The sequence below is a fragment of the Streptomyces erythrochromogenes genome, assembly GCF_036170895.1.
In the GTDB taxonomy this organism is placed as follows: Bacteria; Actinomycetota; Actinomycetes; order Streptomycetales; family Streptomycetaceae; genus Streptomyces; species Streptomyces erythrochromogenes.
In genome coordinates, this window is sequence record NZ_CP108036.1 from 1,476,336 (window position 1) to 1,502,880 (window position 26,545).

The following is a 26,545-nucleotide window of genomic DNA, read 5'->3' on the forward strand; positions in this document are numbered from 1 at the left end:
CCCGGAGTGTTCCGGGCTGATGGGAGGAGCATCGCAAGGCACGTTCAACAGCCGATCGACGCACGAGCACCGTGCGTCGATCGGGCTCGTTGATCGGGGCGTCGATCGGCTTGTCGATCGGACGCCGGTCAGGCGGCCTCACGGACGTGCAGGGTGCAGCACTTCACACTGCCGCCGCCCTTGAACAGCTCGGAGAGGTCCACGCCGATCGGCCGGAAGCCCCGCTCGCGCAGCCGGGCCGCGACCCCGGTCGCCGCCTCCGGCAGCACCACGTTCAGGCCGTCGCTCATCAGGTTGAGCCCGAACACCGCCGCGTCCGCCTCCTCCACGAGCACCGCGTCCGGAAAGAGCCGGCGCAGCACCTCCCGGCTGCCCGCCGAGAACGCGCCCGGGTAGTACACGACCTCGTCGTCGTCGAGGACGCCGAGCGCGGTGTCGAGGTGGTAGAAGCGCGGGTCGACGAGGTCCAGGCCGACCACCGGGCGGCCGAGGAACTCCTGCGCCTCCGCGTGCCCCGCGGTGACGCTGCGGAAGCCGCGCCCGGCGAGCAGGTAGGAGCCCGTCAGCAGCAGGTCGCCCTCGCCCTCGTTGACGTGGACCGGGTCGTGCGTGGTGAATCCGTTGGCCCGGAACCACGCCAGGTAGGCGGGGCCCTCGGCGGCCCGCTCGGCGTTGCGGAACCGGGCGCCGAGCACCCGGCCGTCGACGACGGTGGCGCCGTTCGCCGCGTAGACCATGTCGGGCAGGCCGGGCAGCGGGTCGATCAGGTCGACGCGGTGGCCGAGTTCGACGTACAGCTCGTACAGCCGCTCCCACTGGGCGACGGCGAGGCCGGTGTCGACCGGCTTGGCCGGGTCCATCCACGGGTTGATCGCGTAGCTGACCTCGAAGTGGGTCGGACGGCACATCAGGAAGCGGCGGGGGCGGGCGGTACGGGTCATGGCGGGCTCCGGGAGGGTACGGACGGACGTGCGGGCGGCGTGCGGGCGGGGGTGGTGGCGAGGCGGGAGGAACCGGACGGCCGGCAGGGCCCGGCCGGTCAGGAGTGCGCGGGACGCTCGGGGAAGCTGCGCAGGCCCCGGAGCGGGCCGGCGAGCAGCACCAGGCCGGCCGAGAGCAGCACGCTCGCCATGATCCAGAGGGTGGTGCGGGCGCCGAGCAGCTCGCCCAGCCAGCCGCCGAGCAGGGCGCCCACCGGGATGGCGCTGAAGTTGACGGTGGAGGCGCTGGCCCGGATCCGGCCGATCATCGCGGGCGGGCAGTAGGCCTGGTAGAAGCTGCCGGCGATGACGTTCCCGGCGATCACCCCGCAGACCGCGATCGACCAGGCCACCGCGCTCACGGCCAGCGGCAGCCGCTCCCCGGCCATCGGCAGCAGGAGGATGAACGGCGCTCCGACCAGCTCGCAGAGCAGCAGTCCGCGGGCCGTCCCGAACCGGCGGGCGATCCGCCCGGCGAGCGCGGCGCCGGCCAGGCCGCCGATGGAGACCACCGCGAAGACGGCGCCGACGCCGCCGGGTGTCACACCCACGGTGCGGACCAGGAAGATGGTCTGCACGGCTTGGATGCCGTTGAGGCCGAGGTTGCCGACGGCGGCGAAGCTCGCCAGCGTGCGCAGGTAGGGGTCGTGCACGAGGAAGCGGACGCCTTCTTTGATCTCGCGGAGGATCCCGCGCCGTTCGGAGACCGGCGGGGGCTTCTCCTCGGCCTTGATGGACCCCACGCACAGGGCCGCCACCAGGTAGGTGAGCGCGTCGGCGAGCAGGCCGGTGACGGCGCCGAACGCCTGGGAGATCAGGCCGGCGAGGCCGGGGCCGGCGATCTCCGCGGCCGCGTCCCCGGAGCGCAGTTTGACATTGGCCTCGAGGAGGTCGGGCTTGGCGACGAGTACGGGCAGCACGGCGCTGTTCGCGGTGGACAGGAACACCTTGACCGCGCCGGCCAGCAGGGCGACCACGACCAGTTGGGCCATGGTCAGCAGGCCCAGCCAGCCCGCCACCGGCACGCTGCCGAACAGCACCAGCAGCAGGAGGTCGCAGACCAGCATCACCTTCAGCCGGGGCCAGCGGTCCACCCAGGCGCCGGCCAGCAGGCCGAGGAAGAGCCACGGCACCCAGGCGGAGGCGGTGAGCAGGCCGACCGTGAACGGCGAGGCCTCCAGGGTGACGACGGCCACCAGGGCGAGCGCGACGTTTCCGACGGCGGTGCCGAGGCCGCTGGTGGTCTCACCGATCCAGAGCTTGCGGAAGTTGCCCTGCGCCCAGAGGCCCCAGCGGCTCTTCCGCGGCGCGTCCCCCTCGGGGGGCGACGGCGGTTTCACGGAGGCTGTGGTCATGGCGGGTCACTCTCCAAGCTTCTCGGCGAGCACGGCGGCGATCCGTGCGACGGGCTCCGGCTGCGTCATGGCGCCGTGCGTGCAGGTGATGCGGTGCTGCTCGATGCGGCCGTCGACGTACGGCCGCCAGGCGTCCCCGTGGGGCCAGTCGGCGGGCTTGTCGAGGGTGGCGCCGAAGAAGACGGCGTCGCCCCGGTAGCGGCCGGGTACGTGCTCGGCCATCAGCTTGGCGTTCTGCTCGAAGACGTCGGGCAGGACGGCTGCGGCCTCGCCGAGCAGTGCGGTGAGGTCGGCCTGGCCGCGGCCGTCGGCCGGGTCGTAGCCGAGGGAGGCGAGCAGTGCGGCGAGGGTGTCGACCGGGTCGTCTGCGGGCGGGGCGGCGTCGGCGCCGTACCGGGCGGGGTCGGCGGGCAGGCCGTCGAGGAGCGCCAGCAGGGCGACCTCCTGGCCGGCCGTCTGGAGGGCGACGGCCATGGCCTGGGCGACGACCGCGCCGAAGGACCAGCCGAGCAGGTGGTACGGCCCGTCCGGTTGGACGGCGCGGATCTGCCGTACGTAGTCCTCCGCGATCTCGGTGACGGAGGACGGGGAGCCGCCGCGCAGACCCCGTGCCTGGAGGCCGTGGACCGGCCGGTCGGGGTCGAGGTGGCGCAGCAGCCCGGAGTAGACCCAGCTGATGCCCGCGGCGGGGTGGACGCAGAACAGCGGGGTCCTGGTGCCGCCCGCGCGCAGCGGGAGCAGTACGTCGAGTGCACTGTGGGCGCTGTCGGCGCCGGTGCCCGCCGGGCTCCCCGGGTCAAGGTGCCGGAGCAGGCGCCGTCCGAGGGCGGCCGCGGTCGGGGCTTCGAAGAGGGCCCGCATGCCGAGGTCGGCGCCGAATGCGGTGCGGATCCGGCCGAGCAGCTTCATCGCGAGGAGGGAGTGGCCGCCGAGGTCGAAGAAGCCGTCGTCGATGGAGACCGGTCCGGGCAGGCCCAGGACCTCGGCGAAGAGGCCGCAGAGCCGTTCCTCGTACGGTGTCCTGGGCGCCCGCCCGGTGGCCGGGGCGTGGAAGTCGGGGGCGGGGAGGGCGCGCCGGTCGACCTTGCCGCTCGCGGTCAGCGGGAGCGCGTCGAGCGGGACGAAGGCGGCCGGGAGCATGTGGCCGGGCAGCGACTCGGCGGCGAAGGCGCGCAGTTCGGCCCGGTCGAGCGGGCCGTCCGGCACGACGTGGGCGACCAGGCGGGGGCCGGCGGTGCCGTCGTCGTGGACCGTCACGGTGGCGGCGAGGATCCGGGGGTGGCGCGTGAGCACGTGCTCGATCTCGCCGGGTTCGATGCGGAAGCCGCGGATCTTGACCTGCTGGTCGGTGCGGCCGAGGTATTCGAGGTCTCCGTCGCGGGTGCGGCGGACCAGGTCGCCGGTGCGGTACATGCGCTCCCCCGGCGCGAACGGGTCGGCGACGAAGCGTTCGGCGGTGAGCGCGGGCCGGCCCAGGTAGCCGCGGGCCAGGCCGGCGCCGGCCAGGTACAGCTCGCCGGGGACTCCGGCGGGGACGGGGGCCAGGTACTCGTCGAGGACGTGGGCGCGGGTGCCGAGGACGCTGCGGCCGAGGGTCGGGCGGCCGGTGGCGGTGAACGGCTGGGTGAGCGCGTCGACGGTGGACTCGGTGGGGCCGTACAGGTTGTGGGCGGTGGTGGCCGGGGCCTCGCGCAGGCGGTCCCAGAGGGACTGGCCGACGGCCTCGCCGCCGAGCAGCACCACGCGCGGGGCGGGCGCGTCCAGCAGTCCTTCGTCGAGGAGCTGTTCGGCGTAGGAGGGGGTGACTTCGACGACGTCGACGGACTCCGCCTCGATGTGCCGGACGAGGGCGGCTGCGTCGCGGCGGACCTCGTCGCCGATCAGGTGGAGTTCGTGGCCGGCGATCAGCCAGAGCAGGCCGTCCCAGGAGGCGTCGAAGCAGAGGGAGGCGGTGAGCGCGACGCGGCTGCGGCCGTGCTCGCGCTCGGTGGCGCCGATAGGGCCGGTCGCGGAGCGGTGGGAGGCGAGGAGCGAGGCGATCGCACCGTGGCTCACCACGACGCCCTTGGGGCGGCCGGTGGAGCCGGAGGTGTAGATGACGTAGGCGGCGTCGGCGGCGGCCGCGCGGGGCGGCGGGTTCGGAGTGGCGGGGCGGTCGTTCTCGTCCGCCGGAGCGGCCGCCAGGACGGGCAGGCCGGCGAGGAGTTCGGGCAGGGGCCAGCCGTCGCAGGTCACGGCCAGCGCGGGCGCGGCGTCGGCGAGCATGGCCGCGGTCCGGTCGGCCGGGTATCCGGCGTCCAGCGGGAGCGAGGCAGCGCCGGCCTTGAGTACGGCGAGCAGGGCGATCACGCTCTCCGCGGAGCGCGGCAGAGCCAGCGCGACGACCGTCTGCGGACCGGCGCCGGCGGCCGTCAGGCGGTGGGCGAGGTGGTCGGCGCGGGCGTCGAGCTCGGCCCAGCTGAGCCGGGTGTCCCCGGCGACCAGGGCGGTGGCGTCGGGGGTGCGGGCCGCCTGGGCCTCGAAGGCGGCGGGCAGCAGCGGCACGGCCGACGGCAACTGCGTTTCTCCGTGGAGCAGTTCCGCGCGTTCTTCGGCGCAGAGCAGGTCGGCTCGGCCGATGGGACGGTCGGGACGGGCCGCGACCGCCGTGAGCAGCCGGCCGAAGCGGACGGCGATGGACTCCACGGTCTCCCGGTCGAACAGGTCGGTGGCGAAGTCGATCGCGCACTCCAGCCCGGCGGGTGCGCCGTCGGCGTCGAAGGACTCGCCCATGGCGATGGAGAGGTCGAACTTGGCCGCGTACCCTCCGACCGGTTCGACGGTGGCCGGCAGGCCGGCCAGGTCCAGCGGGGCCTCTCCGGGTCCGCCGGCCCGGCCCGCGCCCTGGAGCAGCAGCATGACCTGGAAGAGCGGGTGGCGGGCGAGGGAGCGGGCCGGGTTGAGTTCCTCGACGAGGCGCTCGAAGGGCACGTCCTGGTGGGCGTGGGCGTCGAGCTGGGTCTCCCGGACGCGGTGGAGCAGATCGGTGAAGGTCGGGTCGCCGGAGGTGTCGGTGCGCAGGACGAGGGTGTTGACGAAGAAGCCGACGAGATCGTCCAGGGCCTCGTCCGAGCGGCCGGCGACCACCGAGCCGATCGGCACGTCGGTACCGGCCCCCAGCCGGGTCAGCAGCGCCGCCAGGGCGGCCTGCAGGGTCATGAACATGGTGACGCGGTGCTCGCGGGCCAGCCCGGCCAGCGCCCGGTGCAGTTCGGCGCCGAGCGGGAGCACGACGCGGTCGCCGTGGTGGCCGCTGTCCGTGCGCCGGGGGCGGTCCACGGGGAGCGCGAGCTCCTCGGGGAGCCCGGCCAGGGCTTCGCGCCAGTAGGCGAGTTGGCGGGACACCAGGCTCTCGTGGTCCTCCTCGTCGCCGAGCAGCTCGCGCTGCCAGAGCGCGTAGTCCGCGTACTGCACCGGCAGCGGCCGCCATCCGGGGGCCGAGCCGTCACAGCGGGCGGCGTAGGCGGCGGCGAGGTCGCGCAGCAGCGGGTCCATGGACCAGCCGTCGCCGGCGATGTGGTGCAGGACGAGGACGAAGAGGTGCTCGTCGGCGGGGAGTGGGAACAGGTGGGCGCGGACGGGGAGTTCGGCGGCGAGGTCGAAGGGGGTCGCGGAGCACTCGGCCAGGGTGGCGGCCGGGTCGGCGGGCGCGGCGGTGTGGCGCTCGAAGGGGATGCGGGCCTCGGCGGGCGGGACGATCCGCTGCCGGGGTTCGCCGTCCCGGTCGGTGATCAGGGTGCGCAGGATCTCGTGGCGGGCGACGAGGTCGCCGAGGGCGAGTTCGAGCGCGTCCGGGTCGAGCGGGCCGGTGAGGCGCAGGGCGAGCGGGAGGTTGTAGAGGGCGCTGGGGCCCTCCATCCGGTCGATCAGCCAGAGCCGCTGCTGGGCGAAGGAGAGCGGCAGGCCCTCCGGGCGCTCGCCGGCCGTCAGGGCGAGTCGCGCCCCGGCGCCGTCGAGGCGCTGGGCGAGGCCGGCGACCGTCGGCGCCTCGAAGACGTCGCGGACGCCGATCTCGGCCGCGAAGACCGTGCGGACCCGGCTGACCAGCTGCATGGCGAGCAGGGAGTGCCCGCCGAGGGCGAAGAAGTCGTCGTCGATCGAGACCTGTCCGGTCGCGCCGAGGACTTCGCCGAAGAGGCCGCAGAGGAGTTCCTCGCGTGCCGTACGGGCGGCCCGTCCGCCGGCGAAGAGCTGGAAGTCGGGGGCGGGGAGAGCGCGCCGGTCGACCTTGCCGCTGCCGGTCAGGGGCAGCGCGTCGAGGGTGACGACCGCCGCCGGGACCATGTGGGCGGGCAGCGCCTGCGCGGCGAACCGCCGCAGTTCCAGGGAGAGTTCGGGGCTGGGCGCGGTGACCGCGCAGTGCGCGACCAGGCGCCGGTCGCCGTCGGCGCTCTCGTGCGGGGTGACGACGGCCTGGCGGACGGCCGGGTGCCGGGTCAGCTCCTGCTCGATCTCGCCGGGCTCGATGCGGAAGCCGCGGATCTTGACCTGGTGGTCGGTGCGGCCCAGGTAGTCGATCCGGCCGTCGCGGGTGCGGCGGACCAGGTCGCCGGTGCGGTACATGCGCTCCCCCGGCGCGAACGGGTCGGCGACGAAGCGTTCGGCGGTGAGCGCGGGCCGGCCCAGGTAGCCGCGGGCCAGGCTGTCGCCGGCCAGGTACAGCTCGCCGGGGACTCCGGCGGGGACGGGGGCGAGGTACTCGTCGAGGACGTGGGCGCGGGTGCCGAGGACGGTGTGCCCCATGGTGGGGCGCTCCGAGCCGGCGTACGACTGGACCAGGGTGTCGACGGTGCACTCGGTGGGCCCGTAGAGGTTGTGGCCGGTGGTGGCCGGGGCCTCGCGCAGGCGGGTCCACAGGGCCTGCCCGATCGGTTCGCCGCCGAGCAGCACCACGCGCGGCGCGGGTGCGTCCAGCAGCCCTTCGGCGATGAGCTGTTCGGCGTAGGTGGGGGTGAACTGGAGGGCGTCGAGGCCCTGGTCGCGGATGTGGCGGACCAGTGCGGCGGGGTCGCGGCGCAGGTCCTCGCCGATCAGGTGCAGCTCGTGGCCGGCGACCATCCACAGGAGGCTGTTCCAGGAGGCATCGAAGCAGAGCGAGGCGGTCAGCGCGGCGCGCAGCCGGCCGTGGGTCCGCTCGGGCCCGGCGAAGGTCTCGGCCCGGTGGGCGGCCAGCAGGCCGGCGATCGCACCGTGGCTCACCACGACGCCCTTGGGGCGGCCGGTGGAGCCGGAGGTGTAGATGACGTAGGCGGCGTTGGACGGGGTGACGCCGACGGGCGGGGCGTCGGCGGGCCGCTCGGCCCAGTGCTGTTCGTCGGCGTCCAGGACGGCGGCGCCGGCGAGGCCGTCCAGCGCCTCGGGCAGCGGCCATGCTGCGTTGGTGAGGACGGCCGCGGGGCGGGCGTCGGCCAGCATGTGCGCGGTGCGCTCCAGCGGGTATTCGGCGTCCAGCGGGAGGAAGGCCGCACCGGCCTTGAGTACGGCGAGCTGGGAGACCACCGTCTGCGCCGAGCGGGGCAGGGCGAGCGCGACCACGTCCTCGGGTCCGATGCCGGCGGCGGTCAGGCCGTGGGCGAGGCGGTTCGCGCGGGCGTCCAGCTCGGCGTAGGTCAGCCGGGTCTCCTCGAAGACGAGGGCCGTCAGGTCGGGCGTGGCCGCCACCCGGGCGGCGAAGGCGGCCGGTACCAGGGGCGGTTCGGCGGGCAGCGGGCGGTGTCCGGCGAGGAGTTCGGCGCGCTCGCCCTCGGCCAGCAGGTCGGCGCGGCCGATCCGCACGTCCGGCCGGGCCGTCATCTGCGTCAGCAGCCGGCCGAAGCGGTCGGCGATGGACTCGGCGCTCTCCCGGTCGAAGAGGTCGGTGGCGAAGTCGATCGCGCAGTCCAGTCCGGCGGGCTCGCCGTCCGGTCCGAAGAACTCCTCCAGCGTGATGTTGAGGTCGAACTTGGCGACCCCGGTGTCCGCGGGCAGCGCCTCGGCGCGCAGCCCGGCCAGCTCCGGCTCGCCGCCGGTGTTGGACTGGAGGACCATCGCCACCTGGAAGAGCGGGTGGCGGGCGAGGGAGCGGGCCGGGTTGAGCTCCTCGACGAGGCGCTCGAAGGGCACGTCCTGGTGGGCGTAGGCGCCGAGTCCGGTCTCCCGGACGCGGCCGAGGAGTTCGCTGAAGGTGGGGTCGCCCGAGGTGTCGGTGCGCAGGACGAGGGTGTTGACGAAGAAGCCGACCAGGTCGTCCAGGGCCTCGTCCGAGCGGCCGGCGACCACCGAGCCGATCGGCACGTCGGTACCGGCCCCCAGCCGGGTCAGCAGCGCCGCCAGGGCAGCCTGGAAGGTCATGAACATGGTGACGCGGTGCTCGCGGGCCAGCCCGGCCAGCGCCCGGTGCAGTTCGGCGCCGATGGGCAGGGCGACCCGGTCGCCCCGGTGGTCGGCGCGCGCTCCGCGCGGCCGGTCGACGGGGAGGGCGAGTTCCTCGGGGAGGTCGGCGAGGGTGTCGCGCCAGTAGGCGAGTTGGCGGGAGACCAGGCTGGCGGGGTCGCTCTCCTCGCCGAGCAGCTCGCGCTGCCAGAGCGCGTAGTCGGCGTACTGGACGGGCAGCGGCTGCCATCCGGGCGCCGAGCCGTCACGGCGGGCGGCGTAGGCGTCCGCCAGGTCGCGCAGCAGCGGGCCCATCGACCAGCCGTCGCCGACGATGTGGTGGAGCGCGACGACCAGCACGTGCTCCTCGGGGCCGACCTGCAGGAGGGTGACGCGTACGGGCGGTTCGGCGGCCAGGTCGAAGGGGCGGCGGGCGGCCCGGTCCACCTCGGTGTCCACCGACTCCGGTGCGCATTCGAGGAGTTCGACGGGGAGGGCCGCGCCGGCCGGGGGGATGACGATCTGGTGGGGCTCGCCGTCGCGCTCGGCGATCAGCGTGCGCAGGATCTCGTGCCGGGCGACGAGGTCGCCGAGGGCGAGTTCCAGGGCGGCCGGGTCGAGCGGGCCGGTGAGGCGCAGGGCGAGCGGCATGTTGTAGAGCGCGCTCGGGCCCTCCATCCGGTCGATCAGCCAGAGCCGCTGCTGGGCGAAGGAGAGCGGCAGGTCCTGCGGGCGCTCGCCGGCCGTCAGTGCGAGGCGGGCGGTGGCGCCGTCGAGGCGCTGGGCCAGGCCCGCCACCGTGGGCGCCTCGAAGACGTCCCGGATGCCGAGTTCGGCGCCGAGGACGGCGCGGACGCGGCTGAGCAGCCTGGTGGCGAGCAGGGAGTGTCCACCGAGGGCGAAGAAGTCGTCGTCGGCCGAGACCGGTCCGGTGAGGCCGAGGACTTCGCCGAACAGGCCGCAGAGGATCTCCTCGCGTGCCGTACGGGCGGCCCGGCCGCCCGCGGCCGCCGCGAAGTCGGGGGCGGGCAGCGCGGACCGGTCGAGCTTGCCGTTGGCGTTGAGCGGCAGCTCGTCGAGCGCCGTGAAGGCCGCCGGGACCATGTAGTCGGGCAGGGCGGCGGCCGCGTGGGCGCGCAGCGCGGCCGCGTCGAGCGGGGTGCGCGCCACGACGTAGGCGACCAGCCTGGTGCCCGCCGCGCTGTCCGTGCCGTCCTGGTACGGCAGGACCGCGGCCTGGAGGACGTCGGGGTGGGCGGCCAGTACGGTCTCGATCTCGCCGGGTTCGATGCGGAAGCCGCGGACCTTGACCTGGTGGTCGGTGCGGCCCAGGTACTCCACGCGGCCGTCGGGGCGGCGCCGGGCGAGGTCGCCGGTGCGGTACATCCGCTCCCCGGGCGCGAACGGGTCGGCGACGAACCGCTCGGCGGTCAGGGCGGGCCGGCCCAGGTAGCCACGGGCGAGGCCGGCGCCGCTCAGGTACAGCTCGCCGGGGACGCCCGGCGGTACGGGCCGCAGGCCGGCGTCCAGGACGTGGGCGCGGAGGTTGGGCAGCGGGCGGCCGATGAGCGGGCGCGGGTCGCCGGACAGCCGGTGGTACAGCGCGTCGACGGTGCACTCGGTGGGGCCGTACATGTTGAGCACGACGGTGTCGGCGGCGGCGGTGAGGGTTGCGGAGAGGGTCTGGCCGAGGGCCTCGCCGCCGACCATCAGCAGGGCCGGCGGGCAGCGGTCGAGCAGGCCCTCCTCGACCAGCCGCTCGGCCTGGCCGGGGGTGACGTCGAGGACGTCGGCGCCGGTGAGCTCGACGTGGGCGACGATCGCGGCGGCGTCGCGGCGCAGGTCGTCGTCGAGCAGGTGGAGTTCGTGGCCGGCGACCATCCACAGCAGTGCCTCGAGGGCGGTGTCGAAGGAGAGCGAGGCGGCCTGGGCGAAGCGGAACCTGCGCCCCGGGTGGGCCTGCCGGGCGGCGGCGATGGTCTCGTCGCGGTGGAAGGCGAGCAGGTTGGCGAGGCCTGCGTGGCGGACCACGACGCCCTTGGGGCGGCCGGTGGAGCCCGAGGTGTAGATCACGTAGGCGGCGTGGGAGCCGGTGACGCGGACGGGTTGGGCGTCGGCGGGCAGCTCGGACCGCGACGGTTGGCCGGTGTCCAGGACGGTGGCGCCGGCCAGGCCGTCCAGGACCTCGGGCAGCGGCCATGCGGCGTTGGTGAGGACGGCCGCGGGGCGGGCGTCGGCCAGCATGTGGGCGATCCGCTCGCGGGGGTGGTCGGCGTCGAGCGGGAGGAAGGCCGCGCCGGCCTTGAGTACGGCCAGGACCGCGACCAGGGACTCGGCGGAACGGGGCAGGGCGAGCGCGACCACGTCCTCCGGGCCGGCGCCGGCGGCGGTCAGGCCGTGGGCGAGGCGGTTCGCGCGGGCGTCCAGCTCGGCGTAGGTCAGCCGGGTCTCCTCGAAGACGAGGGCGGTGTCGTCGGGGGTCGCGGCGACCTGGGCGGCGAAGGCGTCCGGTACGAGGACGTCGGCCGCGCCCGGCCGGGCGGTGTCGTGCCAGCCGGCCAGCGCGGTCCGGCCGGCCTCGCCCAGGACGTCCAGTTCGGCGACCGGGCGGTGCGGGTCTTCGGCGGCCTGGGCGAGCAGGCGCAGCAGGGCGTCGGCGAGGCGTTCGGCGGTGGCCCGGTCGAACAGGTCGGTGGCGAACTCCAGGCCGCCCTCGACGCCGCCGGGGGTGCCGTCCGGGCGGTGGCGTTCGGAGAGGTTGAGGGTGAGGTCGAAGGCGGTCGTGGGCAGGCCGAGCGGCTCGTGGGCGGTGCGGGTGCCGGGGAACTCGGGACCGCCGCCGGCGGTGTTGTCGAAGGCGATCATCACCTGGAAGAGGGGGTGCCGGGCCAGGGTGCGGGCCGGGTTGAGCTCCTCGACGAGTCGTTCGAAGGGTACGTCCTGGTGCGCGTAGGCGGCCAGGTCGGCTTCCCGGACCCGGGCGAGCAGCTCGGCGAAGGTGGGTCGGCCGGTGAGGTCGGTGCGCAGCACCAGGGTGTTGGCGAAGAAGCCGATCAGGTCGTCGAGGGCCGGGTCGAGGCGGCCGGCCAGCGGGGTGCCGATCGGCAGGTCCTCACCGGCGCCGAAGCGGTGCAGCAGGGTGGCGTAGGCGGCCTGGAGGACCATGAAGAGGGTGGCCCCGTGGCTCGCGGCGAGGTCGGCGAGCCGTGCGTGCAGGTCCGCGTCGAGCTCCAGCGGGACGACGTCGCCGCGGTGGCTCGGGAGCGACGGGCGGGGGCGGTCCAACGGGAGCGGCAGCTCGTCCGGCAGGCCGGCCAGTGCCTGCCTCCAGTGGTCGAGCTGGCGGGAGAGCGGGGACTGCGGGTCGGTGTCGGCGCCGAGCAGCCGGTACTGCCACAGGGTGTAGTCGGCGTACTGGACCGGCAGCGGCTCCCACACGGGCGGCTGCCCGCCGAGCCGAGCGGTGTAGGCGTCGGCGAGGTCGCGGAAGAGGGGCCGCAGGGACCATCCGTCGCTGGCGATGTGGTGCATCACGAGGAGCAGTACGTGCTCGTCGGGGGCCTCGGGGCGCAGGTAGGCGTGCAGCGGGACGTCGTCGGCGAGGTCGAAGGTGTGGCCGGTCAGCTCCTGTGCGGGGCGGTCGGTGACGGTGAGCAGCGGGGCCGGGGGCGCGGGCAGGACCCGCTGGTACGGGACGCCGTCGTGTTCGCCGAAGACCGTACGGAGGCTCTCGTGGCGGGCGACGACGTCGTGGAGGGCGCCTTCGAGGGCGTCCGCGTCGAGCGGTCCGGTGAGGCGGAGGGCGAGGGTGACGTTGTAGGTGGCGGCGGGGCCTTCGGCCTGGCCCATGAACCACAGCCGGCGCTGGGCGAAGGATACGGGCAGGTGCTCGGGCCGGGGTTCCGGGCGCAGCGCGGGCCGGGCCGGGTCCGTGGCGAGCCGGTCGGCGAGGGCGGCGACGGTGGGGGCCTGGAAGAGGTCGCCGATGGCGAGTTCGGCGCCCAGTTCGGTGCGGGCCCGGCCGACCAGGCGGGTCGCCAGCAGGGAGTGGCCGCCGAGTTCGAAGAAGTCGTCGTCGATGGTGATCTCGTCGATGCCGAGGATCTCGCCGAAGAGGGTGCACAGGGCGCGCTCGCGCTCGTCGCGGGGGGCGCGGCCGGCGGTGTCGGCGCCGAGTTCGGGGGCGGGCAGGGCACGCCGGTCGACCTTGCCGTTGGCGTTGAGCGGCAGGGCGGGTAGGACGACGACGGCCGAGGGGACCATGTAGCCGGGGAGGGAGGCGGCGGCGAACTGCTTGAGTTCGCAGGCCAGTTCGGGCTGTCCGTCGAGGGCGTGGCCGGGTACCGAGCAGTAGCCGACGAGCCGGGTGTCGCCGGGGCGGTCCTCCCGGGGGATCACGATGACCTGGCGGACGGCGGGGTGGCCGGAGAGCACGGCCTCGATCTCGCCCGGCTCGATGCGGAAGCCGCGCAGCTTGACCTGGCCGTCGATCCTGCCGAGGAACTCGATCGCGCCGTCGGTGCGTCGGCGGACCAGGTCGCCGGTGCGGTACATCCGCTCGCCCGGCGCGTACGGGTCGGCGACGAAGCGCTCGGCGGTCAGCGCGGGCCGGCGCCAGTAGCCGCGGGCCAGGCCGGCGCCGGCGACGTACAGCTCACCGGGGACGCCGGGCGGGACGGGCCGGAGCCGGGCGTCGAGGACGTGGGCGCGCATGTTGTCGAGCGGGGCGCCGATCGGCGGCCGGGGGCCGGCCAGGTCGGCGGGGGCGAGGGGGTGGTGGGTGGCGAAGGTGGTGGCTTCGGTCGGCCCGTAGACGTGGGCGAGCAGCAGGTCGGGGCAGTGCTCGAGGACGCGGTGCATGAGGGTGCCGGAGGCGGCTTCGCCGCCGGTGCAGACGGTCCGCAGGGCGCGGAACGTCTCGGGGGCCTGTTCGGCGACGAGGTCGAAGAGGGCCTTGGTGAGGAAGACGGCGGTGACCTCGTGCCGGGTGGCTACGGCGTGCAGGGCGGCGGCGTCCAGGGTGCCGGGCGGGGCGACGACGACGGTGCCGCCGGACAGCAGCGGTGTCCACAGCTCGTAGGTGGCGGCGTCGAAGGCGTGCGGGGAGTGCAGCAGGATCCGCCGGTGTCGGCCGTCCTGCCAGCGGCGGTCGGCGGCGAGGTCGACGACGTCCCGGTGGCGGACGGCGACGCCCTTGGGAGTGCCGGTGGAGCCCGAGGTGAACATCACGTAGGCGAGCCGGTCGGGGTGGGCGGGGACGCCGGGGGCGTGCGCCGGGGCGGTGTTGTCGTCGCCGGGGCGGACCACGACGGCTTCGTGCGGGAAGCCGGGGTCGGCGCGGTCGGTGAGCAGGACGGGCGCGGCGGTGTCGGCGAGGAGTGCGGCCATCCGCTCCGGGGGCAGGCTCGCGTGCATGGGGACGTAGCAACCGCCGGCCTTGAGCACGGCCAGGGTGGCGACGACCAGGTCCACCGAGCGTTCCATCAGCAGGGCGACCGGGGACTCCGGGCGGACACCGGAGGCGGTCAGGTGGTGGGCGAGCCGGTTGGCGCGGGTGTCGAGCTCGGCGTAGGAGACGGTGCCGCCGTCGTGGGCGAGCGCGACCGCATCGGGGGTGCGGGCCGCCTGGGCCTCGAACAGTTCGGTCAGCGAGCCGGCCGGGACGGGCGCGGCGGTGGCGTTCCACTCGTCGCGCAGCCGGTCGTGCTCCTCGGGGGTGAGGATGTCGAGGGTGCCGATCGGTGCCTCGGGGTCGGCGGCCGCGGCGGCCAGCAGCAGCCCCAGGCGCTCGAACAGGGTGGTGACGGTGGCGCGGTCGTAGAGGTCGGCGGCGTATTCGACCGAGCCGGTGAGGCCGGCGGGGGCGCCGTCGGGTGTGTGCCGCTCGGTGATGCCGATGTTGAGGTCGAACTTGGCGACGCGCAGGCCGAGTTCCTCGGGCTGCGTCTGCAGGCCGGGCAGGCCGCCGAGTTCGCCCTCCTCGTGGTTCTGGAGCACGAGGAGGGTCTGGAAGAGCGGGTGGCGGCCGAGGGAGCGGGCCGGGTTGACCTCCTCGACGAGCCGCTCGAACGGCACGTCCTGGTGGGCGAACGCGTCGAGCTGGGATTCCCTGGCCCGGCGCAGGAGTTCGGCGAAGGTCGGGTCGCCCGAGGTGTCGGTGCGCAGGACGAGGGTGTTGACGAAGAAGCCGACCAGGTCGTTCAGGGCCTCGTCGGAGCGGCCGGCGACCCCGGTGCCGAGGGGGATGTCGGTGCCGGCGCCGAGCCGGGTGAACAGCGCCGCGAGCCCGGCCTGGAGGACGGAGAACAGGGTGGTGCGGTGCCGGCGGGCCAGGCCCGCCAGGGCGGCGTGCAGGTCGGGGCCGTAGCCGAAGGGCACGGCGTCGGCGGCCCCGGTCGGGGCGGGCGGCCGGGGGCGGTCCGTCGGCAGCTCCAGCTCCTCCGGGAGGCCGGCCAGGGCGCCTCTCCAGTAGTCGAGTTGGCGGCTCAGCACGCTGCCGGGGTCGCTCTCGTCGCCGAGCAGTTCGCGCTGCCAGAGCGTGTAGTCGGCGTACTGGACCGGCAGCGGCTCCCAGTCGGGGGCGCCGCCGCCGAGGCGGGCGGCGTAGGCGGCGGCGAGGTCGCGCAGCAGCGGGCCGAGCGACCAGCCGTCGCCGGCGATGTGGTGGAGCACGACGAGCAGCACGTGCTCGTCGGCGGAAGCGGTGAGGACGGTGGAGTCCTGGGCGGGGGTGAGCGAGAAGACCGTGACCCGGATGGGCAGTTCGGCACTCAGGTCGAAGGTGCGGGCGGCGGCCCGGTCCCGCAGGACGGGGTACTCGTCCGGTGCGCAGTCCAGCGTCTCGAAGGCGATCCGCGCCTCCGCCGACGGCAGGACGTGCTGCACCGGGACTCCCCCGGCCACCGGGAACACCGTGCGCAGGGCCTCGTGGCGGGCGACCACGTCCGCCGTCGCGGCGCGCAGCGCGTCGGTGTCGAGCGTGCCGCGCAGGCGGACCGCGAACGGCAGGTTGTAGAGCGCGGTCGGCCCTTCGATCTGGTCGATCAGCCAAAGACGCTGTTGTGCGTACGAAACCGGGATCACGGTGCTTCCTCTGCTCACGTCACGGCGTGGATGGTGTTCGGGGTGGGCCTCAGGCGGGGACTGCGGTCGTCGGGCGCACCGTGGGCCGGCAGTCGAAGAGGGCTACGGGGCGGCCCATCGCCACGGCGATCTTCCGGTCGCCGCCGAACGGGTCGCGGCCGTGCGTGCAGAGCACGTTGTCGACCAGCATCACGTCGCCGACCTGCCAGGTCTCGCGGACGGTGGCGGCGTCGTAGGCCGCGTTGAGGGCGTCCACGTCCTCGCGGGAGAGGGGTTCGCCGTCGCCGAAGCCGGTGTTGAACGGCAGGCCTTCGGGTCCGAACTCCTCGACCATGGCCTCCCGGATGTCCGGGTCGAGGGACCACTCGTTCCAGAAGGCCAGGTGGTTGAACCAGACCTCCTCGCCGGTCTGCGGGTGGTGGATCGTGGCCGAACGCAGCTGGCTGGTGCGCAGGTTGCCGTCCGGCTGCCACTCCCAGGCGATGCCGTTCTCCCGGCAGTACCGCTCGACGTCGGCGCGGTCGTCGGTGCCGAAGGCGGTGCGCCAGCCGAGGGAGATGTAGTCCGAGTAGGTGCGGGTGAGCGTCCAGCCGGAGGCCCGGCCCCGCTCGACCAGGTGGTCGGGGAGGGCGGCGAGGACCTTGCGGACGTCGGCGGTCGGGGTGGCGCCGCCGGTCGCGGGGGCGGTCAGGCAGGCGAAGAGCAGCCGGCCGGGGAAGGTCAGGGTGTAGCTGTTCTCGTTGTGCATCCGGATGGACTGGGCGGGCGGCAGGTCCGTGGACGAGAAGACGCCGTCGCCGAAGTCGCTGCGCGGGGTGGCCTTCTCCCGGTAGGGGGTGGGCTCGGGGATGAGCACGTCGCGGACGGCGGCGACGTCGGCGGCCTGCGCCACCGGCAGTCCGCGCAGGAAGATCGTGCCGTGCTCGTGCAGGGCGGCGGTCAGCGCGGCCTCGTTCTCGCGCAGCCACTCGCAGGCCTCGGCGAGGCCGGCGGCGGCCGGTACGTGGGCGAGGGCCGGGCGGCCGGGGTTCAGCTCCCAGTTCGGCATGGCGGCGCTCACCGCTGGTCGATGGAGGCGAGCAGGCTCGCCGGGCGGATGTCGGTCCAGTTGGCCTCGATCCAGTCGAGGCACTCCTGGCGGGCGGCCTCGCCGTGGACGGTGGTCCAGCCGGCCGGCACGTCGATCCAGACCGGCCAGAGCGAGTGCTGGTTCTCGTCGTTGACCAGGACCAGGTAGCCGGAGTTGTCGTCCTCGAACGGGTTGCTCATGGTGGTCTCCGTAGAGTGAGAGATGCTCTGGGGTGCGATTCGAAGGTATGGGCGCCGGACGGGCCGGAGCGGCACAAGCTCCGGCAGGTGAGAGGCAGTTGGCGCACTGCCGGGTCCCCCACGCTCAGCGGGGGGTGAGGCGGACGGGGAAGTGGTCCAGGCCGAAGTTGATGATCGAGCGGTTGTAGGTGACGGGCCCGGTCGGCTCGATGGCGGCGGCCTTCTCCAGCGCGGCCGTGTACAGGGCGCTCAGCTCGGCCTTGGCCAGCGGGGCGCCGATGCAGTAGTGGGCGCCCAGGCCCAGCGAGAGGTGCTTGTTCGGCGAGCGGTCGAGCCGGATCTCCTCGGGTTGTTCGAAGGCCTCCGGGTCCCGGTCGGCGGACCACACCCAGACCGCGACCCGGTCGCCGCGGCGGATCCGCTGTCCGCCCAGCTCGATGTCCCGGGTGGCGGTGCGCAGGGTGTGCAGCCCCACCGAGGTCCAGCGCAGGAGCTCGTCCACGGCGGAGTCCATGGACACCTCGCCGCGTTGCAGCTTGTGCCACAGGTCGGGGCGCTGGACGAGGGTGTGCAGGCCCATGGCGGCCGTGTGGCGGACGGTCTGGACACCGCCGACCACGATGTTGTCCAGGTTGAGCACCACGTCCTCGATCGGGAGCAGCCGCCCGCCGACCTTGTACGTGGCCATCATGGAGATCAGGTCGTCGCGCGGGTCGGAGCGGCGCAGCATCACCTGGTGCATCAGGTAGGGGATCAACTTCTGGTGGCCGGCCCGGCGTTCCTCCGGTGTGCGGCCGAGGAAGGCCACGTCGCAGACGCGGACCACCATGTCGCGGTCCTCCTCGGGGACGTCCAGCAGGTCGCACATGACCGCGAGCGGGAGGGCGGAGACCACGTCGACGAGGTCCACGTCGCCCTGCTCGACGGCCCGGTCGAAGAGCTCGCCGGCGCGTTCGGTGATGGACCGGGCGGCGCCGCGCACCCCGCCCTTGGAGAAGAACGGGTTGGCGGGGGCGCGCAGTTCGCGGTGGCGGGGCGGGTCGGTGAGGGCCATCATCCGGCCCGAGCCGACCGGTACGTTGCCCTCTCCGGAGCCCAGCAGCGAGCCGGACTCCGAGCTGAACACGGCCGCGTTGCGCAGCACGTCCGCCGACTCCCGGTAGGTGAGCACGGACCAGACGGGGCCGTCGTCGACGGTCTCGGTGCGGTGGACGGGGGCCTCGCGGCGCAGTTCGGCGATGAGGGCCGGGGTGTCGGGGCGGGCCCACAGGTCGGGGTCGGTGAGATCGACGGCGCCGGCGGCGGCCGCGGTGGCGGTCTCTGTGCGGGCGGTGCGGGCGGCGGCGGTGGCGGTGGCGGTGGCGGTGGCGGTGGTCAGCATCACTGCTCCCTGGAGGCGTGGCGGGGCGCGGCGGGCACCTGGCGGTCCGCCGTGAGAGGGGTGAGGAGAGAGGTCAGGAGGTCGACCGGGCCGGGTCGGTCGACGGTGGCGAGCAGGTGCCCGCCGGGGACGACGCGGTGGCCGAAGGCGCCGCGGGTGTGGGCGGCCCAGCCGGTGAGGCCGGTGGTGGCGAGCATCGGGTCCTCCGCGCCGGCCAGTGCGTGGATGGCGGAGCCGATCGGCGCGTGCGGACGGTGGCGGTAGGTGGCGCTGACGGCGAGGTCGGTGCGGATGGCTCCGAGGGCGAGCTCGACCAGGTCCGGATGGGCCCGGACCGACTCGTCCAGGCCGGTGAGCCGGAGGAGTTCGGACGCGTCCAGGTCCCTGGTCTCGCGCTCGGTCCACTCGGCGGGGCTGGGCGCCCCCACGGCGACCACCAGCTCGGGGCGGCGGTCGGCGGGGAGCGCGCGGGCGACCTCGTAGGCGAGCAGCGCGCCGAAGCTCTGGCCGTAGAAGGCCGGCCGGCCGCCGTCGCCGCCGGTCAGGTGCGGGGCCAGCGCCTCGCAGACGGCGGCGACGAGCGCGTCGAAGTCGGGCGGCATCGGGTGCCGGCTGCGGCCGCCCCGGGCCGGCGGCCGCAGTGCCCAGACCTCGGCCACGGGGGCCAGGGCGCGGGCGAGCGGCGTGTAGGCGGTGGCGTCGCCGCCTGCGTGCGGGAAGCAGAACAGCCGCACGGGGCGGTGGGGTTGGGGTACGGGGACGAACAGCCAGTCCCCCTCGACCCGGGGGCGGGCCGTGCGCGCGGGAGGGGTGGCGGTGCTCATCGGACGGCCTCGCGGCGGGCGGTGAGGGTGGGACGGGCGGCGGCCGGGCCGGCCGCGGCGGCGCGCCGGACCGCGGCGGTGAAGCCGGCCAGGTCGGCCGCGTCCAGCAGGTCGCGGAGCTGGAGCTCGACGTTGAGCTTGCGGCGCAGCAGGTGGACGACGCGCAGGGCGGCGAGCGAGTGGCCGCCGAGGGAGAGGAAGTCGTCGGTCTGCTCGATGTCGGGCACCCCGAGCACGGTGCGCCAGACCTCGGCGACCTGCTCGTCCACCCCGCCCTGCGCGGCCGGCTCGGCGGCGGGCGCCGCCGGGGCGGGCAGGGCGGCGTGGTCGACCTTGCCGTTCGGGGTGAGCGGCAGGGCGTCCAGTACGGTCACGGTGGACGGCACCAGGTGGGCGGGCAGGGTCCGGCGCAGCTCGGCGAGCAGGTCGGCGGGGCGGAGGTCCGCGCCGGTGACGTAGCCGGCCAGGCGGTGGTCCCCGGGGGCGGCCTCGTGCAGGGTGACGGCGGCCGCGGTGACTGCGGGGAGGGCGCCCAGCGCGTGCTCGACCTCGCCGAGCTCGACGCGGAAGCCGCGCAGCTTGACCTGGCGGTCCACCCGGCCGACGTACTCCAGCAGGCCGTCGGCGGAGCGGCGCGCCTGGTCGCCGGTGCGGTACATCCGGGCGCCGGGCTCGTTTGCGAACGGGTCCGCGGTGAACCGGCCCGCGGTCAGGCCCGGGTGGCCCGGGTAGCCGTGCGCGAGGCCGGGCCCGGCCAGGTACAGCTCGCCGACGGCGCCGGCGGCCGTCACGGGGGCGAGGCGGCCGTCCAGCAGGTAGGCGCGTACGCCGGCGAGCGGTTCGCCCAGGTGTGGGCCGGGGCCGGTGATCGGGGCGGTGATCGCGTCGACGGTGCACTCGGTGGGGCCGTACAGGTTGAGGGCGTCGATGCGGGCGTCGGCGAGTTCGCGCCAGGTCCGGGCCGGTACGGGCTCGCCGCCCATGAACAGGCGGGGGACGCGGGCGCCGGCCAGCGGCTCGCGCAGCAGCTGCCAGTGCGAGGGGGTCAGGTCGAGGTCGGTGACGCCGTGCTCGGCGAGCAGCCGTACGAGGCGGGTCGGTTCGGCCCGCTGCGCGTCGTCGATCACCACCAGGGTGTCGCCGCGGCAGATCCGGACCCACTGCTGGACGGAGGCGTCGAAGGAGACGCTGGCGTTCCAGGCGACGACGCCCGGCTCCGGGCGGTAGGCGCCGCTGAGTTCGAGGGCGGCCACGAGGTCGGCGACGGCGCCGTGCGGGACCTCGACGCCCTTGGGGCGGCCGGTGGAGCCGGAGGTGTGGATGACGTAGGCGGAGTCGAGCGGGTCCGCGGTGGACCGGGCCTCCGGGGCGTCGGTGTCCGGGGCGTCGGCGGCCGGGTGGAGCACCGGCACACCGGCCGGTACGGGAGGCTCGGCGTCGGCGCTCACCACGGCGGCGAGGCGGGCGTCGGCGGCCGTGAACGCGATCCGCTCGGCCGGGTAGGCCGGGTCGAGCGGGACGTACGCCGCGCCGGCCCGCCACGTGGCGAGCAGCGCGACCGGCAGGTCGGCGGTACGGGCGAGGTGCACCCCGACCCGGTCCCCGCGCCGCACCCCGGCCGCCCGCAGGGCGCGGGCCAGTGCGGCGGTACGGCGGTCCAGCTCGGCGAAGTCGAGGCTCCCGTCCACGGCGTGCACGGCGACCCGCCCGGGGTGCGCGGCGACGACACCGCGCAGCCGGGCCAGCAGGTCGGCGGTGACGGTGGACGGCTCGGCGAAAGTGGTCATGCGGAACTCCTCGTTGGTCGGGTGCGGCGAAATGGATGGATCACGCTGTGGTGTACGGGCCGTTCGGCCAACGGCCTCGGGCCCGGCCCCGGGAGGGTCCGGCGCCCAGCCGGGGCAAGGCCGGCCCCACTCCCCGCCGGAGCCGGTCCTGCCCTCCGGGGCACGTGCCCCTGCCCGGCCGGCCGGGGTCCGGCCGGCGCGCGCAACCGCGGACCGGAGCGCGGGGCCCGCCGGGGGCAAGCGGAGCCGGTACCGCGACCGCTCTTGCGGCGGGGTGGCGTCGGCCCGGAGGCCGTTGACCGGCCCCCGTACCCCGGGCCGGCCCTCCGGGACGTAGCCCCGGCGAGCATCGGACCGGCACCGCGCACCGCACGGGCGGCCGGGCTACCGGCTCCGCCTGCCCCGGCGGAGCCGACGGGGCGTCGCCCCGGCGACGAGGACCGGACCGGCACCATGCACAGCCCGCGCGGCCGGGGTACCGGCTCCGCCACCCGGCGAAGCCGACGGGGCGTTGCCCCGGACGGGGTTCCGCACCCCGGCCCAACCGTGCGGCCGATGGCCGGTCGGGCCGACGCTCCGAGGGGCCCTGGCCACCCGCCTCACAGGCGGTCGGCGGGGACCGGTCCGGCTCGGCCGGGTCGACGGGGCCGCGCCGACGGTTCCGGGTCCGATCCCGGGCGGGGCATCGGGCCCCGAACCGGTCGGGGTCGGACGGGCATCACCCTCCGCAGGGCGGCGCCAGGTGGAGCCGGGCGGCTGCGGCCGGGTCTGCCGGACGGGTGCGGAGCTTCCGGGCCCCGCCCGGAGTCGGGGCTGCGGGCCCGGCCGGTGGCACATGGCTTGCGCCGTGTCCGGCCCGGCGGTACCGCCACCGGCAGGTCAGGCCGGGGCCGACAGTCGGGTCAGGGCTTGCGCGTAGGCGTCGATGAAGCGCTCCGCCGCGGCGTCGTCGACCACCGCCCGCTGGTGGTCCACGGCGAGCAGTACGCGCTGCGACACCGGGTCCTGGATCAGCGAGGCGCCGAAGGCGAAACTGTTGGGCTCGTGCCGCAGCGTCGGCTCGCAGCCGATCCGGCCGTCCTCGATCCGGGCCGCGCTCAGCCGCCCCAGCGCATGGAACCGCAGGTAGCCGAACTGGCTGTCCAGCGCGGTGTCGGCCATCATCCGGGCCAGCCGCGCGAACGGCACCCGGCGGTGCGGCATCATGTCCAGCTCCTCCCTGTGCACGTGCCGTACCAGCGCGGCCAGGTCGTCCTCGTCCGGCTCCGCCACCAGCGGGACCGTGTTGAGGAACAGCCCGTACACCTCGGTCCCGCCGAGCCGTTCCAGCCGGCCGTTCATCGCCAGCCCGGTGGTGACCCGCCGGCGCCCCGTGATCTCGGCCAGCGCGTACAGGTGCGCGGCGAGCGCGACCGACTTGACCGGGACGGCGAGCGCGTCGGCGACCCTGCGCAGCTGCCCGGGGGCGTCGGGCAGCACCCGCTCCACCGTGCGCGGCAGTTCGTGGACGTCCTCGCTGCCGGGCCAGAGCTGGCCGGTGGCGCCGTCGAGCCGGCTCCGCCAGTACGCCAGGGAGTCCGGGTCGGCGGCGGCCTCGCGTTCCACGGCGACGAAGTCCCGGAAGGCGGTGCGCGGCGGCGGGGTCGGCGCGGAGGCCGGGTCGGCGGCGAGCGCGGTGTGCCGTTCGAGGATCTCGGTGAGCAGGGAGGTGAAGCTCCAGCCGTCGAGGATGGCGTGGTGCTCGGAGACGGTGAGCTGGAAGGCGTCGTCGGCCAGCCGCTGGACGGTGACCCGGAAGAGCGGCGGTTCTGCGAGGTCGAAGGGCCGGTCGCGGTGGTGCGCGAAGACCGCGCGGACCGCCTCGTCCTGCTCGGCCGCGGCCGCTTCCCGCAGGTCCGCGAACTCGACGGGCACGGGCAGCGTGCCGTGCACGAGCTGGAGCGGTTCGCCGTAGCCGGAGAGGTCGAGGCCGGTGCGCAGGACCGCGTGGCGGGCCATGGCCTCCTCGACCGAGCGGCGCAGGGCGCTCTCGTCGAGGTCGCCGGAGATCCGGTAGGAGTTGACGTTGTGGTAGCTGTCCGTGCCGCCGGCGACCTCCATGTGGAAGACCATGGAGAGCTGCATCGAGACCATCGGATAGGCGTCGACGATTCCCGGCGGCAGCTCGGCCCGGTCCTCCTCGGCGATCAGTGCGAACGGCCGGTCGGCGGCGGGGTCGGCGGCCGCCGGGCGGGCCAGCGGCAGCAGTTCGGCGACGGTCGGCGCGTTGAAGACGTCCCGCAGGGTGACCTGCCAGCCGCGGTCGTGCAGGGCGCCGGCCAGCTGGACGGCGCGGATGGAGTCCCCGCCGAGGTGGAAGAAGTCGTCGTGGACGCCGATCCCACCCACGCCGAGGACCTCCGTCCAGACCCCGGCGAACAGCTCCTCCTCGGGCGTGCGCGGCTCGACGTGCCGGCCGGCCGACCCGGGCGCGGCCCGGTCGGGGTCGGGCAGCGCGGCCCGGTCGACCTTGCCGTTGACGGTGAGCGGCAGCGCGTCCAGGACGGTGACGCTCGCCGGGATCATGTACTCGGGCAGCGAGCGGCCCAGGAAGGCCCGCAGGTCCGCGGGCTCGGCCGGGGAGCGGCCGGTGACGTACGCGGCGAGCCGGTCGTCGTGCACGGTGACGACGCAGGCGTCCACCTCGGGGTGCGCGGCGACGGCGTTCTCGATCTCGCCGAGCTCGATGCGGAAGCCGCGCAGCTTCACCTGGAAGTCCGCCCGGCCGACGTACTCCAGCCCGCCGTCGGGCAGTCTTCTGGCGACGTCGCCGGTCCGGTAGAGCCGGGAACCGGACGGGCCGTACGGGTCGGCGACGAAGCGGCCCGCGGTGAGGCCGGGGCGGCCCCAGTAGCCGTGCGCGAGGCTGCCGCCGCCGATGTACAGCTCGCCGGGGACCCCGGGCGGGCTGGGGCGCAGCCAGTCGTCCAGGACGAGCGCGGTGAGGTGCGGCATCGGTTCGCCGACGAGGCTGCACTCGAAGCCGGCGCCGCCCTCGGCGACGTCGTGGACGGTGACGTGGACGGTGGTCTCGGTGATGCCGTAGAGGTTGCAGAGCCGGGCGGGCGGCAGCGGGTCGAGGCCGTGCCAGCGCTGGACCACGCCTGGGTCGAGCGCCTCGCCGCCGAGCATGATCCACCGGAGGGCGGGCAGGGCGCGGGGGTGGCGGCGCAGGGCCGGTTCGAGCTGGCGCAGCGCCGAGGGGGTGAGGCAGAGGTGGGTGACCCCTTCCTCGTCGAGCAGGCCGGCGAACTCGTCGGGCGAGCGGCTGGTGAGGTGGGGTACGACGACCAGGCGGGCGCCGTGCAGCAGCGCGCCCCAGAGCTCCCAGACCGTCCAGTCGAAGGCGTAGCTGTGGAAGAGCGTCCAGATGGTGTCCGGGCCGAAGCCGAAGTGGTCCCGGCCGGAGTCGAGGAGCCGGCTGACGTGCTCGTGGGCCACGGCGACGCCCTTGGGACGGCCGGTGGAGCCGGAGGTGAAGATGAGGTAGGCGATGTCTGCGGGGCGGCCGGCGGCGGGGGGCCGGACGGCCGGGTGGGCGGCGATCTCCGCCGCGTCGGCGGCCAGGTCGAGGATCTGCCAGGGGCCGTCCGGGGTGCGGTCGGGCCGGTCGGTGAGGACCAGGGAGACGGCGGTGTCGCCGAAGACCAGGGCCGCCCGGTCCGCCGGGGCGGCCAGGTCGACCGGTACGTAGGCGGCGCCGGTCTTGAGGACGGCCAGGATGGCGGCGGGCACGGCGGCGGTGCGTTCCAGCAGGAGGCCGACCCGGTCGCCGGGGCGGACGCCGCGGGCGAGCAGGGTGTGGGCCAGCCGGTTGGCGCGGCGGTCGAGTTCGGCGTAGTCGAGGGTGCCGTCCGGGTCGCTCACGGCGGGCCGGTCCCCGTAGGCGTCGGCGGCGCGCTCGAAGAGGTGGTGCAGGCAGTGGCCGGCGTCGAGCCGTGCGGGGCGGTGGGGCTGCCCGGCGGAGGTGAGCCGCAGCACGGTGGCGTCCGGGTCGGCGAGGGCGGCGCCCAGCAGGGCGGCGTAGTCGGCGGCGAGGCGGCGTACGGTCCCGGCGTCGAACAGGTCGGTGCTGTACTCGGCTTCGCCGCGCAGGCCGCCGCCGTCGGTGTCCTCGAAGACGGACCAGGTGAGGTCGAACTTGCTGGTGCCGTTGGAGCGGACGGTACGGCGGGCGGTGACCGCGGCGCCGAGGGCGAGCGGCGCGGGGTCCTCGGTGTGGGCGCCGAACACGACCTGGACCAGGGGCGGGTGCTGCGGGGTGCGGGTGGCGCCGAGCAGGTCGACGAGCTGGTCGAAGGGGACGTCGAGGTAGCCGAAGGCGTCGAAGGCGGTGTCCTGGAGGTCGGCGAGCAGGCCGCGGAAGGTCGCGTCGGGTGCGAGCCGGACGCGCAGCGGCAGCAGATTGACGAAGTATCCGAGCAGGTCGGCGAGTTCGGGGCGCCCGCGGGTGGTGACGGGGGTGCCGACGAGCAGGTCGTCCCGGCCGGTCCAGCGGCCCATCAGCAGCGCGAAGGCGGCGAGTTGGACGGTGTACGGGGTGACGCCCTCCTGCTCGGCGAGCTCCCGGACCCGGGCTGCGGTGCCGGGGGCGAGGTCGAACGGCTCGGTGGCGCCACGCTGGCTGCGCTCGGCGGGCCGGGGCCGGTCGCCGGGCAGCTCCAGCAGGGTGGGGGCGCCGTCGAGGCTCTGCTTCCAGTGGGCGAGGTGCTCCTCGTAGGAGGTGTGCTGTTCCTCCTCGGCCCAGTCGGCGTACTGGGTGGCGAGCACCGGCAGGACGGGGGCCCGGTGCTCGGCGGACGCACGGTACAGCTCGGTGAGTTCGTGGTCGAAGAGCTCGGCCGACCAGCCGTCCCAGACGATGTGGTGGACGGTGAACAGGAGCGTGGTGCGGTCGTCGGCGAGCCGGAAGGCCTCGGCGCGCAGCAGCGGTCCGGTGGCCAGGTCGAAGGGTTCGACCGCCCGCTCGGTGATCAACTGCTCTGCACGGTCGCCCCGTTGGTCCTCGGGCAATGAGCGCAGGTCGGTGACGGCGAGGGGTACGGGCAGGGCCGGGTGGACGTGCTGGCGCGGGCCGTCGGTGTGGAGGGCGAAGGTGGTGCGCAGCGCCTCGTGCCGGGCGCTCACGCCGTCCAGCGCCCGCTGGAGCAGTACGAGGTCGAGCGGGCCGGTGACGTCGTAGGTCCAGGGGGTGGTGTAGGTGGCGGCCTGCGGGTTCCACCGGTCGAGGAACCAGAGGCCCCGCTGGAGGCCGGTGACCGGGGCGGTACGGACCGGGCCGGCGGGCGGCACGGCTGCCGCGTCGGCGGGGAGGGTGGCGGGCGGCTCGGCCGACGGGCGGGACGGCGGCGCGGCGGGCAGGTCGGCGGACGGGCTCACGGCCTCGTTCCCTTCGGTCGGACGGGCGGGCTGGCGAACGGGCTGACGGGCCGGCCCA

The 26,545-nt window shown here is 75.3% G+C and carries 9 protein-coding genes; all 9 read right to left on the reverse strand.

Features of this window, described 5'->3' with window-relative positions:
- Positions 1-128: 128 nt before the first annotated feature.
- The 9 genes from ddaH to OHA91_RS07070 all read right to left on the reverse strand — a co-directional run bounded on the left by ddaH (position 129) and on the right by OHA91_RS07070 (position 26,487).
- Complete coding sequence (gene ddaH, locus OHA91_RS07030; RefSeq protein ID WP_328738857.1) at positions 129-941, reverse strand: dimethylargininase; 813 nt, start codon at positions 939-941, stop codon at positions 129-131.
- 98 nt (positions 942-1,039) lie between these two features.
- On the reverse strand, positions 1,040-2,335 hold the full coding sequence (locus OHA91_RS07035) for an MFS transporter (protein ID WP_031146741.1): 1,296 nt from the start codon (positions 2,333-2,335) through the stop codon (positions 1,040-1,042).
- Positions 2,336-2,341: 6 nt separating this feature from the next.
- Positions 2,342-15,826: a non-ribosomal peptide synthetase gene (locus OHA91_RS07040; protein WP_328738859.1), complete on the reverse strand. Its 13,485-nt coding sequence runs from the start codon at positions 15,824-15,826 to the stop codon at positions 2,342-2,344.
- Between the two features lie 31 nt (positions 15,827-15,857).
- On the reverse strand, positions 15,858-16,856 hold the full coding sequence (locus tag OHA91_RS07045) for a TauD/TfdA family dioxygenase (RefSeq protein ID WP_328741097.1): 999 nt from the start codon (positions 16,854-16,856) through the stop codon (positions 15,858-15,860).
- A gap of 8 nt (positions 16,857-16,864) precedes the next feature.
- Complete coding sequence (locus OHA91_RS07050) at positions 16,865-17,077, reverse strand: MbtH family protein (RefSeq protein WP_031146736.1); 213 nt, start codon at positions 17,075-17,077, stop codon at positions 16,865-16,867.
- A 124-nt stretch (positions 17,078-17,201) separates the two neighbouring features.
- Positions 17,202-18,458 carry a cytochrome P450 gene (locus OHA91_RS07055; protein ID WP_266493760.1) on the reverse strand — a complete coding sequence of 419 codons (1,257 nt, stop codon included), beginning with the start codon at positions 18,456-18,458 and terminating at the stop codon, positions 17,202-17,204.
- Positions 18,458-19,282, reverse strand: a complete 825-nt coding sequence (locus tag OHA91_RS07060) for a thioesterase II family protein (RefSeq protein ID WP_245239994.1) — start codon at positions 19,280-19,282, stop codon at positions 18,458-18,460. Before OHA91_RS07060 ends, OHA91_RS07055 begins: the two co-directional genes overlap by 1 nt.
- Entirely contained in the window at positions 19,279-21,069 is a 1,791-nt protein-coding gene (locus tag OHA91_RS07065; protein ID WP_266493756.1) for a non-ribosomal peptide synthetase, read from the reverse strand. Before OHA91_RS07065 ends, OHA91_RS07060 begins: the two co-directional genes overlap by 4 nt.
- Before the next feature lie 879 nt (positions 21,070-21,948).
- Positions 21,949-26,487, reverse strand: coding sequence for a non-ribosomal peptide synthetase (locus OHA91_RS07070; protein WP_328738860.1), 4,539 nt, complete (start codon positions 26,485-26,487; stop codon positions 21,949-21,951).
- Positions 26,488-26,545: the final 58 nt, after the last annotated feature.